10 protein-coding genes are annotated in these 16,784 nt (G+C 46.7%); 7 read left to right on the top strand and 3 right to left on the bottom strand.

Annotation, left to right across the window (positions count from 1 at the left end; all coding sequences use genetic code 11):
* Positions 1-318: 318 nt before the first annotated feature.
* The gene (gene malT / locus KHO06_RS25380; protein WP_005429257.1) at positions 319-3,027 is read right to left on the bottom strand and encodes an HTH-type transcriptional regulator MalT; all 2,709 of its coding nucleotides are present in this window, start codon (positions 3,025-3,027) and stop codon (positions 319-321) included.
* A gap of 568 nt (positions 3,028-3,595) precedes the next feature.
* On the opposite strand from malT, the gene KHO06_RS25375 reads away from it, so the two are divergent.
* The 5 genes from KHO06_RS25375 to KHO06_RS25355 all read left to right on the top strand — a co-directional run bounded on the left by KHO06_RS25375 (position 3,596) and on the right by KHO06_RS25355 (position 13,900).
* On the top strand, positions 3,596-6,049 hold the full coding sequence (locus KHO06_RS25375; RefSeq protein ID WP_045374166.1) for a glycogen/starch/alpha-glucan phosphorylase: 2,454 nt from the start codon (positions 3,596-3,598) through the stop codon (positions 6,047-6,049).
* A 117-nt stretch (positions 6,050-6,166) separates the two neighbouring features.
* Entirely contained in the window at positions 6,167-8,347 is a 2,181-nt protein-coding gene (malQ, locus tag KHO06_RS25370) for a 4-alpha-glucanotransferase (RefSeq protein ID WP_212582835.1), read from the top strand.
* A 223-nt stretch (positions 8,348-8,570) separates the two neighbouring features.
* Positions 8,571-10,784, top strand: a complete 2,214-nt coding sequence (gene glgB / locus KHO06_RS25365) for a 1,4-alpha-glucan branching protein GlgB (protein ID WP_212583441.1) — start codon at positions 8,571-8,573, stop codon at positions 10,782-10,784.
* A gap of 183 nt (positions 10,785-10,967) precedes the next feature.
* Positions 10,968-11,645: a monofunctional biosynthetic peptidoglycan transglycosylase gene (gene mtgA / locus KHO06_RS25360; protein ID WP_212582834.1), complete on the top strand. Its 678-nt coding sequence runs from the start codon at positions 10,968-10,970 to the stop codon at positions 11,643-11,645.
* A gap of 194 nt (positions 11,646-11,839) precedes the next feature.
* Complete coding sequence (locus KHO06_RS25355; RefSeq protein WP_212582833.1) at positions 11,840-13,900, top strand: alpha-amylase; 2,061 nt, start codon at positions 11,840-11,842, stop codon at positions 13,898-13,900.
* Positions 13,901-14,013: 113 nt separating this feature from the next.
* Here the strand turns inward: KHO06_RS25355 and KHO06_RS25350 are convergent, their stop codons facing one another.
* Positions 14,014-14,730 carry a DsbA family protein gene (locus tag KHO06_RS25350; RefSeq protein ID WP_212582832.1) on the bottom strand — a complete coding sequence of 239 codons (717 nt, stop codon included), beginning with the start codon at positions 14,728-14,730 and terminating at the stop codon, positions 14,014-14,016.
* Between the two features lie 91 nt (positions 14,731-14,821).
* The gene (locus KHO06_RS25345) at positions 14,822-15,145 is read right to left on the bottom strand and encodes a hypothetical protein (RefSeq protein ID WP_038891932.1); all 324 of its coding nucleotides are present in this window, start codon (positions 15,143-15,145) and stop codon (positions 14,822-14,824) included.
* 422 nt (positions 15,146-15,567) lie between these two features.
* Between KHO06_RS25345 and KHO06_RS25340 the strand changes: the two genes are divergently transcribed.
* On the top strand, positions 15,568-16,308 hold the full coding sequence (locus tag KHO06_RS25340; RefSeq protein ID WP_005437881.1) for a nucleoside recognition domain-containing protein: 741 nt from the start codon (positions 15,568-15,570) through the stop codon (positions 16,306-16,308).
* The gene (locus tag KHO06_RS25335) at positions 16,308-16,775 is read left to right on the top strand and encodes a YjiG family protein (protein ID WP_005374849.1); all 468 of its coding nucleotides are present in this window, start codon (positions 16,308-16,310) and stop codon (positions 16,773-16,775) included. The genes KHO06_RS25340 and KHO06_RS25335 overlap by 1 nt, the downstream gene beginning before the upstream one ends.
* Positions 16,776-16,784 lie beyond the last annotated feature (9 nt).

The raw sequence follows: 16,784 nt of genomic DNA, 5'->3' as shown, positions 1-16,784 counted from the left end.
GTGTAACAAGATTTGATATGAGATCTTGTGCCCAGAAATAGTGCTTTTCAAATTGGCATGATTAATGCATAATTCTTTTCGACCCTTCTTAAGCCGAGGGTCACCTAGCCAACTGACGTTGTTAGTGAATACACATTGTTCACAAAATACATAAGCCAATCGCCCTAATTGCGGTTGGCTATTTTTTTGTTTGGAATATATGTACAACGTTTCCTACGTGCTTTGCAATTTGCACTTTTCAAAGATTATTGAGTAATAAAAAAGGGCTGACGCATAACGCCAACCCTTGTGTTCACCACTTATATTTACTCAATCCAATCAGTAACCCATTAGCTGCAATAAGTTTTCCGCTGTCACGATCGCTTCCTTACGGTTGGCAATGTTAAGCTTCTGGTACAAGTTACGAATGTGAGTCTTAATCGTTGTGCCTGCCACATCCAGCTCTTGTGCGATTTGCTCGTTGCTAAAGCCAGAGTAAATCAGGCCAAGTACTTGCCATTCGCGTTGAGTCAGTGGGCTAGTACGAACCAATTCCGGTACATTCGGGTGATTGACTAGCTTCTCGATAAAGTCTTCATCGAAGTGAATAGAACGGCTGCGTTGGTTAGATGAAATGTCTTTCATCAACTGTTGCGCACGATGGCGTTCTAGATCGCCCAATTCATGACGCAAGCTCAGCTTCTCTAGCAGACCACCAATGGTTGCGCCGTCAGTTAAGAAGTTACCTACCATGCCTGTCTGATTTGTCATCACTAGTGCTTCTTTCAGCAGTGTTTTGGCTTGCTCTTCGTCTTTCTGGCGTGCTGCCAAGATGGCTTCGACAACCAAGTTACGGTTCGTATCCGTCACCAAATTCGTACGGCGAGCTTCGCTTTGTAAAAAGTCCAGTGCTTCGCGCGCTTCATCATACTGACCAAGGTTGATATGAGCACGAGCAATATTACGCCATTGCAACTGTTGGAAGTGGTTACATGCCGATTCAGGACGGACGGCGGTGTTCAACCATTCTTGAATCGCTTCTGTATTGCCGCGCGCTTGCCAGAATAAGATCAGAGAAAGTGAGGCATTTGCTGTCCAGTCAACGTGGTAAGTGGATTGCTTCATTAAGTGCTGGATGTGCTCGATGAACTTGCCAGCTTTATCCAACTCACCACGGCCAATGGCAATGCGAGCCAACATTGAGTAGCTGTGTAAGTGTTTACTTGGTGAGTGGTTTTCTAGAATTTGCAGGCCTTTGTACGCACATTCTTCCGCTTCATCCAAACGGTTCCAGCACCACAATACCTGCGCACGAATACGTAGCAAGAACTCATGAAGAGGAACGTGTTGAAGTTGCTGATCTTCAATCAGACGGAAGCCTGAATCTTGCAGTTCAAATGCGGCTTGAACGTAGCCTTGGGCGATCATGATTTCGCTTTGCTGCAAGATTGCCCACAACGCTTGGTGGTAAACCTGATACTGGCGCGCCAGTTTTTCGGTTTGCTGCATCATTGGCAATGCGCGATCCAGTTTGCCTAATACGTGGTTAACTTCGCCGACGACCGAGGTAGCCACAATACGGCTGCGGTATACGGTTGGGTCAAGCTGGCTTAAGGCAAGCTCGGCAAGCTCTAATGCGTGCTCTGGTTGGTTGCTGTTGATCGCGACCTGAGCGAGTAGGGCATTCGCTTGGCCTTGATAGCCAGAATCGATTTCAATATTACGCTTCTTGTGCTCTTCTTCTGCTTCCGCTAGCAATTTGCCTACTTGGTTATAGCGGTGTTGACTCTGCGCTAGCCAAGCTCGCAACATCGATAATTTCGGATGGCTGAACAGCAGATCTTTATCAAGTTGATTGATGGCAGACTCTAGGGTTGTCAACTCGCCTTGGTTGAACATCTTCCAGCCGAACTCATTCAAAATTTCTACGATCAGATCGGTGTCGTTGGACTTTTGGGCGTGATGAATCGCTTGATGAGGGGCTTTTTGCTTAAGCCAAGCAACCGCGGCATTTCGGTGTAGGTCTTTTTCTTGTTGAGGAATGCGAGCAAGGCGCTCATGAGATAAGAACTCACCAAATAGGTTATGGAAGCGGAACCAGTTTTGCTCACCTTCTAATGGATAGATAAACAAGCCGAAGCGGTTGAGTGATTCAATCATGCCTAGCGCGTCTTCACGCTGAGTCAGGGCAAACACGAGCTCGTCGTTAAAGTGGTCAAGCACCGACACTTGCATTAAGAAATGACGGGTTTCTTGGTCGAGAAGGTCAAAGACTTCTTCTACGAGGTAATCCCACAGATGCGCGTGGTTAAACTGAGACACCGATTCTACGGTTTGTGCCAGTGTGCGGTTCTGGTGCTGCGCCTGAAGTGCGATTAGCTGTAGCGCGGATGGCCAGCCCTCTACGTAAGTGCGCAGGTTATTGGCCATATCTTCATCGATGCCATCGGCAATGCGTTGGTTAAAGAAACGAGTGGTTTCTTCGGTATCGAACGCCAACATCTCGTTGCCGATTTCAATCATCAGATCACGGACGCGAAGGTTCGCAGTACCCAATGGTGGCGCCGCACGGCTAGTGACCACCACAGTCAGGTTGTCTGGCATGTGCTTTAAGAAGAAGCGCATTGACTCGTGAATTTCGTCGTTAGTGATCAAATGGTAGTCATCTAAAACGACATAGCACTCGTGCTGAAAATCCGCCATCTCAGCGAAAACTTCGCTGAATAAAGAGCGTAAAGAAGAGAACTGACGTTTCTCAGCCAATTTTTGTGCGTTGGAACAGTTGTAGTTGGTCGCTTTGTTTAAAGCTTGCAGTAAATAGTTGACGAAGCGAAACCCATCGTTGTCACTGTCATCGATGCTGTACCAACCCACATTCGGTTTATCTGATAGCCACTGTGCTGCCATGGTGGTTTTCCCGTAACCAGCTGGCGAGCGAAACAGTACCAGTTTGTAGTAAGGCGCTTGTTGTAGTAAGTCCAATACTCGCGGGCGGACGATCGCATTATGCAAGCGGCCAGGGCGAGTAAGTTTTGATGGAATCCACATTATTAATTCTGTCCTTAAATTTTTTAAGCTAGCGAAACTAGAAATTGACTCACACCACTAAATTCTAGTTTGTATAAAAAGTGTACAAGCTTGCGAGTCGTTGTGGATGTTACGACATCAGAAATGCCTCTTACTTTGATCCACTTCCTAATTCTCGAGAGTTGATGTAAATGCCATCAACTACGCCCTTTATTTGTGATTTTTGTCACTTAAAAGCCGGTGGTATTGATCCCATGTAGAAAGAGTTGCACATCTATTAAGGAGAAATTATCAATGTTAAAAGAAGTAATGTGATCGATAAGACAGTTTTTACAATGGAGTGAGAAGGGTGAATAAAAAACGTCATGAACAAATTTTAATCTTTCCATTAGGTGGCTGTGATCCGAATCACTAAGAATCGGACGATAGGCTGCTGTGTTGCGATTTAGATCACTAAGTTTGCAAGCTTACGCCCTCTACGCCCTACCCCCTCCTCCTTGTGGGGAGGACAAATGGGAGGATGTTTATTCACAGAGGGAAATGCACGATGTATGGCAGATGAATTACTAAAAGACGTGAGAATTTCTTAATGAAACCTACTCAACAGAAACAATTTGACAAGAAGTCGTTCCAAGAAAGCGTGAAGAAACATCTATCTGTAACTTACGCTCACACGATTGAAAATGCAGATAGCCGCGCATGGTACCTAGCAATGGGTCGCGCACTGGCTGAATTTACGACTTGTGATTTGCTTGCTACTGAAGCGGACGCTCGCATCCAAGAAGCGAAAAGCGTTAACTACCTTTCACTAGAATTCCTTATCGGTCGTTTGACTGGTAACAACCTAATCAGCATGGGTCTTTACGAAGAGATCACTGAAGCAATGGCTGAGCTAGGTCACAACCTAACAGACCTTCTAGAAGAAGAACGCGACCCGTCATTGGGTAACGGTGGTCTAGGTCGTCTAGCGGCATGTTTCATGGATTCATGTGCGGCTCAAGAATTCCCAACTGTAGGTTACGGCCTGCATTACGAATACGGTCTATTTAAGCAGTCGTTCAAAGACGGCCGTCAACAAGAAGCACCAGACGCATGGCGTGGTGTAGAAGGTTACCCTTGGGAAGTGGCTCGCCCTGAGCTTGCGCAAGAAATCGGCTTCTACGGTCACGTTGAAGTGGTAAACGAGAACGGTAAAGAAGTTCGTAAATGGGTTCCTGGCATGTCTGTAAAAGCAATGCCTTGGGATCTACCTATCGTAGGTTACGAATCAGACACGGTTTACCCTCTACGTCTTTGGGAATGTCAGGCAATTGCACCATTCTCACTAGAAAGCTTTAACAACGGTGATTACTTCGAAGCTCAGCACGCGCTGATCGACGCAGGTAACATCACTAAAGTGCTTTACCCGAACGACAACCACGAAAAAGGTAAAACACTGCGTCTAATGCAACAGTACTTCCACTCAGCAGCGTCTGTACGCGACATCCTACGTCGCCACGAAGCCGCAGGTTACTCGCTAGCGGATCTACCTAAGCAAGAGACTATCCAGCTTAACGATACGCACCCAACAATTGCTATCCCTGAGCTAATGCGCATCCTAGTGGACGAGAAAGGTCTTTCTTGGGAAGCGGCTTGGGAAATCAGTTCTCAGACATTCGCGTACACTAACCACACGCTACTTCCAGAAGCACTAGAGACATGGCCAGAGTCGCTAATCCAGCGTCTACTTCCACGTCACATGGAAATCATTTTTGAAATCAACCACCGCTTCCTACAAGAAGTTCGTAAGATGTGGCCTGGTGACGGTGAGAAGCAAGCGAAGCTTTCTATCATCCAAGAAGGTTTCAACCGCATGGTTCGCATGGCTAACCTATGTGTGATTGGTTCTTACGCGGTAAACGGCGTAGCAGCACTTCACTCTGAATTGGTTAAGAAAGACCTATTCCCAGAGTTCCACGAGATGTACCCAACTCGTCTACACAACGTAACGAACGGCATCACGCCACGTCGTTGGTTGAAGTTCTGTAACCCAGGTCTTTCTAAGCTAATCACTGAGAAAATTGGTCCAGAATGGCCAGCGAAACTAGAGCAGCTAGAAGGTATTGCTAAGTACGCAACAGACGCGAAATTCCAAAAAGAATTCATGGCTGTTAAGAAAGAGAACAAAGAGCGCCTAGCTAACTGGGTGAAAGAGAACATGGGTATCGAACTAGATACTAATGCTATCTTCGATGTTCAAATCAAGCGTCTACACGAGTACAAGCGTCAGCACCTAGATCTGCTGCACATTCTGTCTCTATACCACCGTATCCTGAACGAACCAGGTTTCGAGTGTGAGCCACGCGTATGTTTCTTCGCAGCGAAAGCAGCACCGGGCTACCACCTAGCGAAAGAAATTATGTTCGCAGTGAACAAGGTTGCAGAGAAGATCAACAACGATCCTCGCATCGGTAACAAACTGAAAGTGGTATTCATCCCTGACTACCGCGTGAGCATGGCTGAGATCATCATCCCTGCGGCAGACGTTTCACAACAAATCTCGCTAGCGGGTAAAGAAGCATCTGGTACAGGTAACATGAAGATGGCTCTTAACGGTGCCCTAACTATCGGTACGATGGATGGTGCTAACGTTGAGATTCGTGAAGAAGTGGGCGACGAGAATATCTACATCTTCGGTCTTGATGTTGAAGGCGTGAAAGCGGTTAAAGCTGCTGGCTACAACCCTTACGACTACTACAACGCCGATCACCTATTGAAAGCGTCTCTAGACCTACTAACAGGTGACGAGTTTACGCCAGGTCAACCAGGCCTACTACGCGCGACATTCGATAGCCTACTAGATGGCGGTGACCCATACCTATGTCTTGCTGACTTCGCATCTTATGTGAAAGCGCATGAAGAAATGGGCAAACAATACAAAGACCAAGCAGGCTGGGCTAAGAAAGCGATTCTTAACACTGCCCTAGTTGGTAAGTTCACATCAGATCGCTCTATCCGCGACTACGTGAACAACATCTGGAAACTTGAAGCGGTGAAACGCTAATAGAACCCAGTTAAGACCAAGGTAGCCGAGTGCTACCTTTGGTCATTTTCAAGAATTAGTTATTGATAACAATAAAACCCTACATGGAAGGTGTTGGTATTACCTTCGGAGAAAGCGATGAAAGAACAAACAGCATTAAAGAAAGTCGCAGACATGGCGCGATTAGCTGATAGCTACGTCAGCGCGTGGGGAGACGAGGCAAAAGTTTCTGAAGAAACACTGCGCCGCTTGCTCACTTCACTTGGCTACGATACTAGCAGCGATGAGAAGCTATTGGCTTCTGCTGAGAAAAAACATAAGAAAGACGTACTAGCCCCTGTTCTTGTTTTACGCGACGGCGACCCAGTCGAAGTGGAACTAAACCTAGGTACGAGTGCTCGCGAGAGCGAATTTAGCTGGCGTTTAGAAACAGAACAAGGAGAGGTACTTGAAGGCTATCTTCAGTCGCAAATTGTTCGTGATGAACGAGCTGAGGGTGGCCCTCTAGTGTTTGCATTGCCACAGAACTTGGCATGGGGTTACCACAAACTGATCATCAGCCGTAAGCGTCGCAAGACCCCTTACGAAATGTCGCTGATCATCACACCTAAAGCGTGTTTCAAACAAGAAGACCTAAACCAACACAAAAAGCTATGGGGCCCAAGCATCCAGCTTTATACACTGCGTACTCAGCACAACTGGGGTATCGGTGACTTCGGTGACCTGAAGCAGTTGGTGAGTGACATCGCATCTCGTGGCGGTGACTTCATTGGTTTGAACCCAATTCATTCATTGTTCCCAGCGAACCCAGAAGGTGCGAGCCCATACAGCCCGTCTTCTCGTCGTTGGTTGAACATCATGTACATCGACGTAAGTTCAGTGCCTGAATTTGCGTTAAGTGCAGAAGCTCAGCAACGTGTTGGCAGCGCAGAGTTCCAGCAACGTCTACAAAAAGCTCGTGACTCACACTGGGTGAACTACACCGAAGTGTCTGAACTCAAGATGAGTGTTTTACCGCTGCTGTTTAGCGAGTTCAAAGCACGTCATCTAGACAAGAACACTGATCGCGCGCGCGCATTCCTAGAGTTTGTAGAACTTGGCGGCGAAAGCCTACTTCACCAAGCAGCATTCGATGCGCTACACGGTGAACTGCATGCTGAAGATTCAAGTGTGTGGGGCTGGCCGGTATTCCCTGAGAAGTTCCGCACATTTGATTCTGCAGCCACTCAGAAGTACATCAAAGACAACGCAGAACGTGTTCACCTGTACATGTACTTGCAGTGGATCGCTGACGATCAAATTAAAGAAGCACAAGCGCTAGCTGAAGAAAAAGGTATGACGGTTGGTCTGTACCGTGATCTGGCTGTTGGTGTTGCGGATTCAGGCAGCGAAACTTGGGCTGATGATGGCAACCTAGTTCTGGACGCTAGTATTGGTGCTCCACCAGATATCCTTGGCCCTCTTGGTCAAAACTGGGGTCTACCACCGCTTAACCCACAAGTGTTGGAAGCGACCGGTTACGATGCGTACATCAAGTTACTACGTGCGAACATGAAACACTGTGGTGCACTTCGTATTGACCACGTACTTGGTCTACTTCGTCTGTGGTGGATTCCAAAAGGTGAGAAGGCAACTGAAGGTGCTTACCTGTACTACCCAGTTGAAGACATGCTAGCAATCCTAGCACTTGAGTCACATCGTCATCAGTGTTCAGTTATCGGTGAAGATTTGGGTACAGTGCCTGATGAAATCGTGGATATCCTTCGTGACGCAGGTGTTCACTCGTACAAAGTGTTCTTCTTCGAAACATCAAAAGACGACGGCGGCTTTATTTCTCCGAAGCATTACGCTGAACAGTCTATGTCAGCACTGTGTACGCACGATATGCCAACCCTACGTGGCTTCTGGCATTGTGATGACTTGAAGATGGGGCGTGAGATCGGTCTATACCCTGACGAAGAGCAACTAGAAGGCTTGTTTGATGACCGTCTGAAGTGCAAACAAGGCATCCTAGACAGCGTTCGTTGGCATGGTTACCTACCAGAAGGTATTGGTCATGACGCACAATATGTGCCGATGGATACTTACCTAAGTGAAGCGTTGCAGTTGCACGTGGCTGCGGGTGATTCTGCACTGTTGAGTGTTCAACTTGAAGACTGGCTAGAAATGGATCAACCGGTCAACATTCCTGGTACGGTAAATGAGTACCCGAACTGGCGTCGTAAACTGTCGATGAACCTAGATGAAATCTTCAGCCGTGAAGACGTAAATCGTATTTCTAAGCGCCTAACTGAAGTGCGCGCGAAAGCGAGCAAATAAGGTGAAATGAGTGATGTAGCAATTACTTAAATTAATTGTACCGAGGTACGAAAGTAAAGCCTAGGTCACTCATTGAACCGGCACAATCCGTTAGGATGAAGTACCGTTATTATGCCCGCAAAAATAGCGGGCATTTTTGCTTTTTGACGCTGTTAAATTCGATAGCAGAGTCTTTTATGTGAATTCACAACGTTTGGCTGTGGAAACCGATGTTCGAAAATATATGGAGAATATCGGGGCTAGGGAGAAAGATTTGAAAACTAAGGTAAAGAAAAACCACGAACGTGCTTACGAACTATTATCTCAGGCGGCTTACTCAGATCCATTTGCGTCGCTTGGTCCATTCATTGATGACGGCGAAGGGTCATTACGTGTGTGGATGCCAGGTGCAAATAACGTCGAGCTAGTTGTCACTGGTGAACCCCGCGTTGCACTTGAGCGCGAAGGCGAAAGTGGTTTTATTTTAAAAGAAAAGCACGATTTAAACCTGACTCATTACCAACTTGCCGTGGATTGGAATGGCGTTGAACAATTGATCGACGATCCTTACCAGTACCACAACATTTACCAAGAATATGAACACCTGCATACACCAAAAGACATGTACCGCTATATGGGCTCGCAATTTGTGACCCTAGAGCGTGGTGGTGAAAACATCTCTGGTGTTCGCTTCTTGGTTTACGCACCTCACGCATCGGCAATTAGCTTAGTGGGCAGCTTCAACCAATGGGATGGCCGTCGTCATCCAATGCAACGCCTAGACTACGGTATCTGGGGCTTGTTTATTCCTGGTTTGGAAGAGGGCGTACAATACAAATTTGAACTCAAAGGTCCGAATGGAGAAGGGCTTCCTCACAAACAAGATCCTTGGGGCTTCTACTCAGAGCAATACCCATCTTTCGCATCGATCACTTACGATCACAACCGTTACCAATGGCAAGACGCGAAATGGCAGAACCGTGCAGTGACGCAAAAGCGTGATGAAGCACTGTCTTTCTACGAGTTGCACGCAGGTTCTTGGAAACGTAATGAAGATGGTGATTTCTTAAACTATCGTGAACTGGCTGCTGAGCTTGTGCCATACCTAGTAGATATGGGCTACACCCACGTTGAGCTAATGCCAGTTTCTGAACACCCGTTCTTTGGCTCTTGGGGTTACCAACCAGTCGGTCTGTTTGCGCCAACGAGTCGTTACGGCTCACCTGATGACTTCAAGTTCTTTGTTGATGCGTGTCACCAAGCGGGTCTTGGTGTAGTACTGGATTGGGTTCCAGCACACTTCCCATCGGATGATCATGGCTTAGCAAACTTTGATGGTACGCCACTGTTCCACGACCCAGATCCGCGTCGTGGCTGGCATCAAGATTGGAACTCATACATTTACGATTTAGGTCGTGAGCATGTGCGCCGTTTCCTTGTGTCTAACGCGCTGTACTGGTTCGAGCAATTCCATATTGATGGCATTCGCGTAGACGCAGTGGCTTCGATGCTCTACCTTGATTACTCACGCAGCCATGATCAATGGATCCCGAATGCGGATGGCGGCAATGAGAACTATGATGCGATCGCAACTCTGAAGTGGATGAACGAAGAGGTCTACAAACACTTCCCGAATGCGATGACCATTGCGGAAGAATCGACGGCATTCCCGGGTGTATCTGCACCAACCTTTATGGGGGGCTTAGGCTTCGGTTTTAAGTGGAATATGGGGTGGATGCACGACAGTCTTTCTTACATCCAAGAAGATCCTATTCATCGTAAATACCACCACAATACCATCACGTTCCCGCTTGTTTACGCACACAGTGAGAACTACGTACTGTCGCTGTCTCATGATGAGGTGGTGTACGGCAAGGGCTCGATCCACAACAAGATGCCAGGTGATGAGTGGCAACAAACCGCGAACCTACGTGCTTACTATGGCTACATGTATGGCCAACCGGGTAAGAAGCTAAACTTCATGGGTGCAGAGCTTGGTCAAACCGCAGAATGGAACCACGATGACCAGCTACAGTGGTTCTTGCTGGAGTTTGGTCGCCACCAAGGCGTGCAAGCACTGATTCGAGACTTGAACCACTTGTACCGCAACGAAGCGGCGATGCATGATCAAGATTGTGTGCCAGCTGGCTTTGAATGGCGTCTACAGGATGAGGCGGAAGCAAGCATTCTTGCGCACGAGCGTATCAGCCAAGATGGCGAACGCGTATTAGTGATCAGCAACTTCACGCCAGTGCCGCATGAGCGTTTCCGTTTGGGCGTACCAATGGAAGGTACATACGAGCTTCTTCTAAACACAGACGATGCGAAATACGACGGCAGCGGTTTTGAAGTGGTAAGCCGAGTAGAAACAGAAGAAGTAGAAAGCGAGTCGCTACCTCAGTCTCTTGAGTTACGTTTGCCACCGCTATCGACGGTATTCTACAAACTGATTAAATAGCTATTATTAATCAAACAGTAAGCCCGGTTTACATTGTAAATCGGGCTTTTTTTAACCAATTTTTGACCTTGCAAACTTGTTGTTCTACCTTGAATCAGGCAATCTTCGCTCCCATTTAATTAAACAGCCACAAATAGAGATTCATCAGTGGCGTACCCCTTACTCTGGTTAGGCAAATAAAGCATGCTGAAAAGACTGAAGTTGTTTCTATTCAAAATTTCATTGGTTTTGTTACTGACTCCCGTTTTGCTGGTGGGCTTCGTCAAATACGTGAATCCGCCTCTATGGGGATGGAAGATCAGCCGCATGATCTTGCCACCATCAGGGTACCCAGAAAGTAGCCAACAAGAGTGGGTGCCATTGTCTGAGATTTCAAAAAACATCCAACTGGCAGTGATGGCAACGGAAGATCAGAAGTTTCCTCATCATAATGGGGTGGACTTTGATTCGTTGTTCAAAGTTATTTCACAAGCCGGTGAGAATGGACCTTCTCGTGGGGCTAGCACGATTACTCAACAAACAGCGAAGAACGTATTTCTATTCCCTTCTCACTCTTATGTACGTAAAGCGTATGAGCTCTACTTTGCCCTGTTGATGGAAGCGATGTGGAGTAAAGAACGCATTCTCGAAGTGTATTTAAATGTGGTGGAGTTCGGTCCCGGTATCTACGGTATCGAAGCGGCAGCGCAAAACTATTACGGCATTCATGCAAGCCAACTGACCCAATGGCAAGCGGCAAGATTGGCAGTGGTCCTGCCTAATCCTTACAAAATTAAAGTGTATCCGCACACTAACTACACCCAACACCGCACCAATTGGGCGCTGACCCAAATGCGCAATCTGGGCAATGTGCAGCTGTAGATATTTGGGGCTTAATGTCTTGGCAAAACTCGGATAAATAGAACTACGCCCCGATAAAAGCAAAATGTGAAGCGTCACAAGCTTTAGGGCGTAGCCTTTCAGAATGATGTGCTCAGTTTTTCATCCATTTACTATTAGTGTGAATAAAACTACAACACGAATACTGCGCCTATGCGCAACCAATGGACTGAACGATGAAACTGAATCTGATTACGACTACCTTATTGCTTGCATCGGCAAGTGCCATCGCCGAGCCAAACATCACCATTTCTACCACGACCAACAGCCGTGACTTTCCTTTAAGTGCTGAGCAACCTCTGGTTGTGCCCTTAACCAAAGATGGCTACACGCTCAAAATCACGGGCGTTGAGGGCGACTGCGTTGCACCTGATGGTCAAAAGGTAAAGTTTAACAAGCCTATCGCGTTGAACTGCGGTAAGCCTACGGAACTGCCATTAAAAATCCGCTTTACGGGTGATTACTCTTTCGCTTTTGATGCAGAAGCGAAAACACTGCGTTTTAAGCGTGAACCTAAGAAAGCCGCGAAGACAGAATTCAAACGCCCAATCCCACAAGTGCAATGTGAGGTTTACCAAGGCGGCAAGGTCACCATCGCGCTGGGTGACAGTTTCCCCGATGGCACCAAGTTGCGTGATGCTTACTCTGGGCAGATGGTGGAAGTGAAAGATCAACAAGTATCGCTGACGCCAAGCAAAGACTCTGGCGGTTTGGTGCTACTAGAGCCAGTGAAGAAAACCAAAGAAGCAGTGCCGTTCGACTACCGTAATGCCAACATTTACTTCGTGATGGTCGACCGTTTTAACAACGCCGATACGAGCAATGACAACAGCTATGGACGCAAGAAAGACGGCAAAGAGGAAATCGGCACTTTCCACGGTGGTGATCTAAAAGGTGTGATCGAGAAACTGGATTACATCAAGAGTCTAGGTACCGATGCTATTTGGCTATCGCCAATCGTCGAGCAAGTGCATGGCTTTGTTGGTGGTGGCGATAGCGGCTCATTCCCATTCTACGCTTATCACGGTTACTGGACGCGTGATTTCACCAAGATTGATGAGAACTTTGGTAACGAAGATGACCTTAAAGTGCTGGTGGAAGAGGCGCATAAACGTGGCCTCAAAGTCTTGATGGACGCAGTAATCAACCACACTGGCTACTCAACGTTAGCCGATTTGCAATTTGACGGTATTGAGGTGTTAAAACCAAACGCTGACCTACCTAAGAAGTGGGGTGATTGGCAACCAAAAGCGGGTGAAAATTGGCATAGCTACCACCAGAATATTGATTACCAGAGTCCAAACTGGGCGAAATGGTGGGGCGGCGACTGGGTAAGAACGGGTTTACCGGGCTACCCTGCACCGGGCAGCAGCGATATCACTATGTCATTGGCGGGTTTACCTGACTTTATCACTGAATCAGATAAAGCCGTGAAGCCTGCGCAGTGGCTATTGGATAACCCTGGCACTCGCGTTAAAGCGCGTGACAATTACACCGTCTCGGATTACTTGATTGAGTGGCAAACTGATTGGGTGAAACGCTTTGGTATTGATGGCTACCGTGTCGATACGGTGAAGCACGTTGAAGGCGATGTGTGGAAACGCTTGAAAGAAGAGGCTTCAAGCAGTCTTGAGCAGTGGCGTAAAGAGAACGGAAAATCGGGTCAGCCATTCTGGATGATGGGCGAAGTATGGGGACATACCGCTTATCGCAGCCCATATTTTGACGATGGCTTTGATGCGTTGATTAACTTTGATATGCAGAAGAAGTTAGACAAAGGCGCGGCGTGTTTCAGCCAAATGGCAGACACCTACCAAAGTTATGCAAACACAATCGCTAACGAGAAAGACTTTAACCCAGTGAGTTACATGTCTTCTCACGATACTGAGTTGTTCTTCTCTCGCTTCAAAGATTACGGCATGCAGCGTAATGCCGCGAATGCACTGCTTCTAAGCCCAGGAGCTGTTCAGGTTTACTATGGTGATGAAGTGGGTCGTAACATTGGTCCTTACGCGGATGATTTCCACCAAGGCACACGCTCTGACATGGTATGGAAGCTATCTGATGAGAAGCAAGCGCTACTCAAACATTGGCAAACCCTTGGTCAGTTCCGTAAAGCGCATCCAGCGATTGGTGCGGGCCAGCATCAAGTAATTGAACAAGAAGGCGCGTACGTGTTCTCTCGCTCGCTTGGCAATGACAAAGTCGTTGTGGCGTTTGTGGGGCGCGACAAGTAGTTAGAACTTCGTTTTAAGCCTAGATAGAAAAAGCCCTTCCTTGAGTTCTCAGGGAAGGGCTTTGTTGTTTTTGATGTTTACTTATCTATTTCAATAGCTATCTATTTCGATAGTTATTTCTTTAGCTCTTGGTCGATGACTTTCTCAAGCTCCTCGAAAGGTACATAACCCGGAATGACTTGGTCATTGATGATGATCGCTGGTGTGCCTCGTAGACCTAAGCGAGTGAAGTACTCGTAGTTTTTATCCAACAACGCTTTAGTCTCTTTGTCGTCGACAAGCTGCGCTTCTGTGCCAGTCTTCTTAGCGATTTTTTGTAGTGAACTTGCATCATGTGGACCCGGCTTCTTCACCAACAAGTCGTGCACTTGTTTGTACTTGTCATGTTGGTTCTGCCAAACATTTAATGCGTAACTTGCCGAGTTGTAACCGTTCTTTTCATACTGTTCTTTGAACGATACCGTCATGTTCAGCACTTTTACCTGCGGGTATTCTTTCTCGACTTTCACTAACTCACCTTCAAGACGCTTACAGAAAGGACAGCTGTAATCGGTCACGTTGATGATGGTTAATTCAGGATTATCAGCACCAAAATACGAATGCTTGCCATCGTTCAAGTAAGTGCGTACTTCATCCAACGTCGAGCTAAATGTTTTTTGGTAAGCCACGTAGTCTTGCAGGTTTTGATGCAGTGAATCGAGGATCTGCGGGTTTTCTTTCAGCAGTTGAGTAATTTCTTGTAGCTTCTCTTCTGACGTTTTTTCTGCTGCGTGTGAAAATAGAGGTACCAGCGCGATAGCCACAGTTAATAGTGTGCGTGTGAATTTCATGATATTTCCTAAAACTCTTTTTCTTCGCGGTTTTTGTCGCGAAGTGATTAAAAATAAAACAATTGATTTGGGGATGAATAGCAATCGGGTTTTATTCTCTAAACACACATAGCTTAAGGTGCACCCGAACTTTTTCGGGTATCGGTTCGGTATGATGACGGAAAGCGTTACGTTCACCGCCACTGATGGAGAGCAAGACCAACGTGAACAGGAATAAAGGCACGATAAAGCTGTCGAGATGGTTTTGTGAAACCTGAATCAGCTTTTCAGACAGCTCACACTGTTTCGTTAGTCCTTTTTCGCTCTTTTGTTGCTGCGCAGTAGCATGCTCAGTCGTCACTTGATCGGCAATGAGAGGGCAAGATTGATAGAGGCCCGCATTTTTACTTAAACAGATCACGATAACCCAAGCCACAAGGGCAAGTGTCCATCGAGCGATGTTGGATTGTGATCGAAGCAAAAGGCAAACCCTAGATAATTCTCTTAGTTATGACCGAACCACCCTAAATTAAATTGCACAGAAAATTTGTTAGTTTTTGGTCAAGAAATCTCAAATAAGCAACAAACCATGAAGCACGTCGAGAATGTGGCTAATCACAGAATTGTTCCAAACTTTAGCTTGCTTTGTTAATGGATTGGATAAGCGGATAATTAGATAAATCTACCTTATCTTGGTCATAAATATTTATTATCTTTTAAGTGTGATTAAAATCATAAAATAAAACTTCATAATTGACCGGCATGATTGTTCGGTAATTGGATTGATTTTGATCATCTCTCTAGCACACCTTTCAAGGGATCATCTATGTGTTCTGTTCCACATATATAGGTGAATTTATGACAAGTCCTGTTCATGCTGAACGCAAGGTGACGATCGGGTGTTACATTGCACTCGCGTTTGCGGTTGTGTTCTTTTCTGGTCTGATGCAATCCAACGAATGGTACGGTGTATTCGACTTTACAACGCTTAATGGTTCTTTCGGTAAAGTGGCTTACGGCGTAACGGAAGGTGCAGACGGCGCGGTACAAGCTGCGACTACCTCTTTCCGTGGTACTGGCGGTAGCGGTGCTCGTGACGGTTTCATTTTCGCTCTTACTTTGATTCCAACTGTTATGTTCGCATTAGGTATGATCAACGTACTTGAGCACTACGGTGCACTTGAAGCCGCTCGTAAGCTTCTTACCCCTCTTCTACGTCCTCTAATGGGCATCCCTGGTAACTCTGGTTTGGCTTTGATTGCTTCTCTACAAAGTACCGATGCAGGTGCGGCGATGACGCGTCAGCTAAAAGATGAAGGTCACCTAACTAAGCGTGAAACGGACGTATTTACCATGTTCCAGTTCACTGCGGGTGCAACCATTGTGAACTTCTTCTCATCGGGTGCGGTATTGTTCACGTTGACGATGGCAGATGGCTCTCTGGCAGTAACGTCTTCTATTGGTTTAGCGGTTGTGGTGATGTTCGCATTCAAGATCATCGGCGCGAACCTATTCCGCATCTACCTAAACATGACGGAAGGCAAAGAAGATAAGCAAGACCAAAACAAATCAGAGAACCTAAAAGAGGAGACGGCATAATGGGTGACGTTAAAGCGAAAAAACCAATGGTGACGGATATCTTCGTCGAAGGTGCTAAGAAAGGTTGGGTGATTGCGACTACCTCTACGGTTCCTAACGTATTGATGGCGTTCGTTATCATCAAAGCGCTGCAAATCACTGGCGCGTTGGATCTGATGGGTACGGTGTTTTCTCCAATCATGGCGGTGTTTGGTCTTCCGGGTGAAGCGGCAGCGGTATTGATCGGTGCGTGGATGTCGATGGGCGGTGCGGTTGGCGTAGTGATCACGCTGTTTGACCAAGGCATCCTGAACGGCACGCACATTGCGATTCTTGCGCCTGCTATCTACTTAATGGGCTCTCAAGTTCAGTACATGGGTCGTATCATGGGCCCAATCGGTACTGAAGGTCGTTACATCCCAGTTATGATTGCAATCTCAGTATTGAACGCGTTTGGCGCAATGCTGGTGATGAATCTGTTTGTCTAGGAGTGAGTC

Source organism: Vibrio sp. B1FIG11 (genome assembly GCF_905175335.1).
Classification (GTDB): Bacteria; Pseudomonadota; Gammaproteobacteria; order Enterobacterales; family Vibrionaceae; genus Vibrio; species Vibrio campbellii.
Note: the sequence above shows the minus strand (reverse complement) of the source record. Positions and strands in the feature narration are given on the sequence as shown.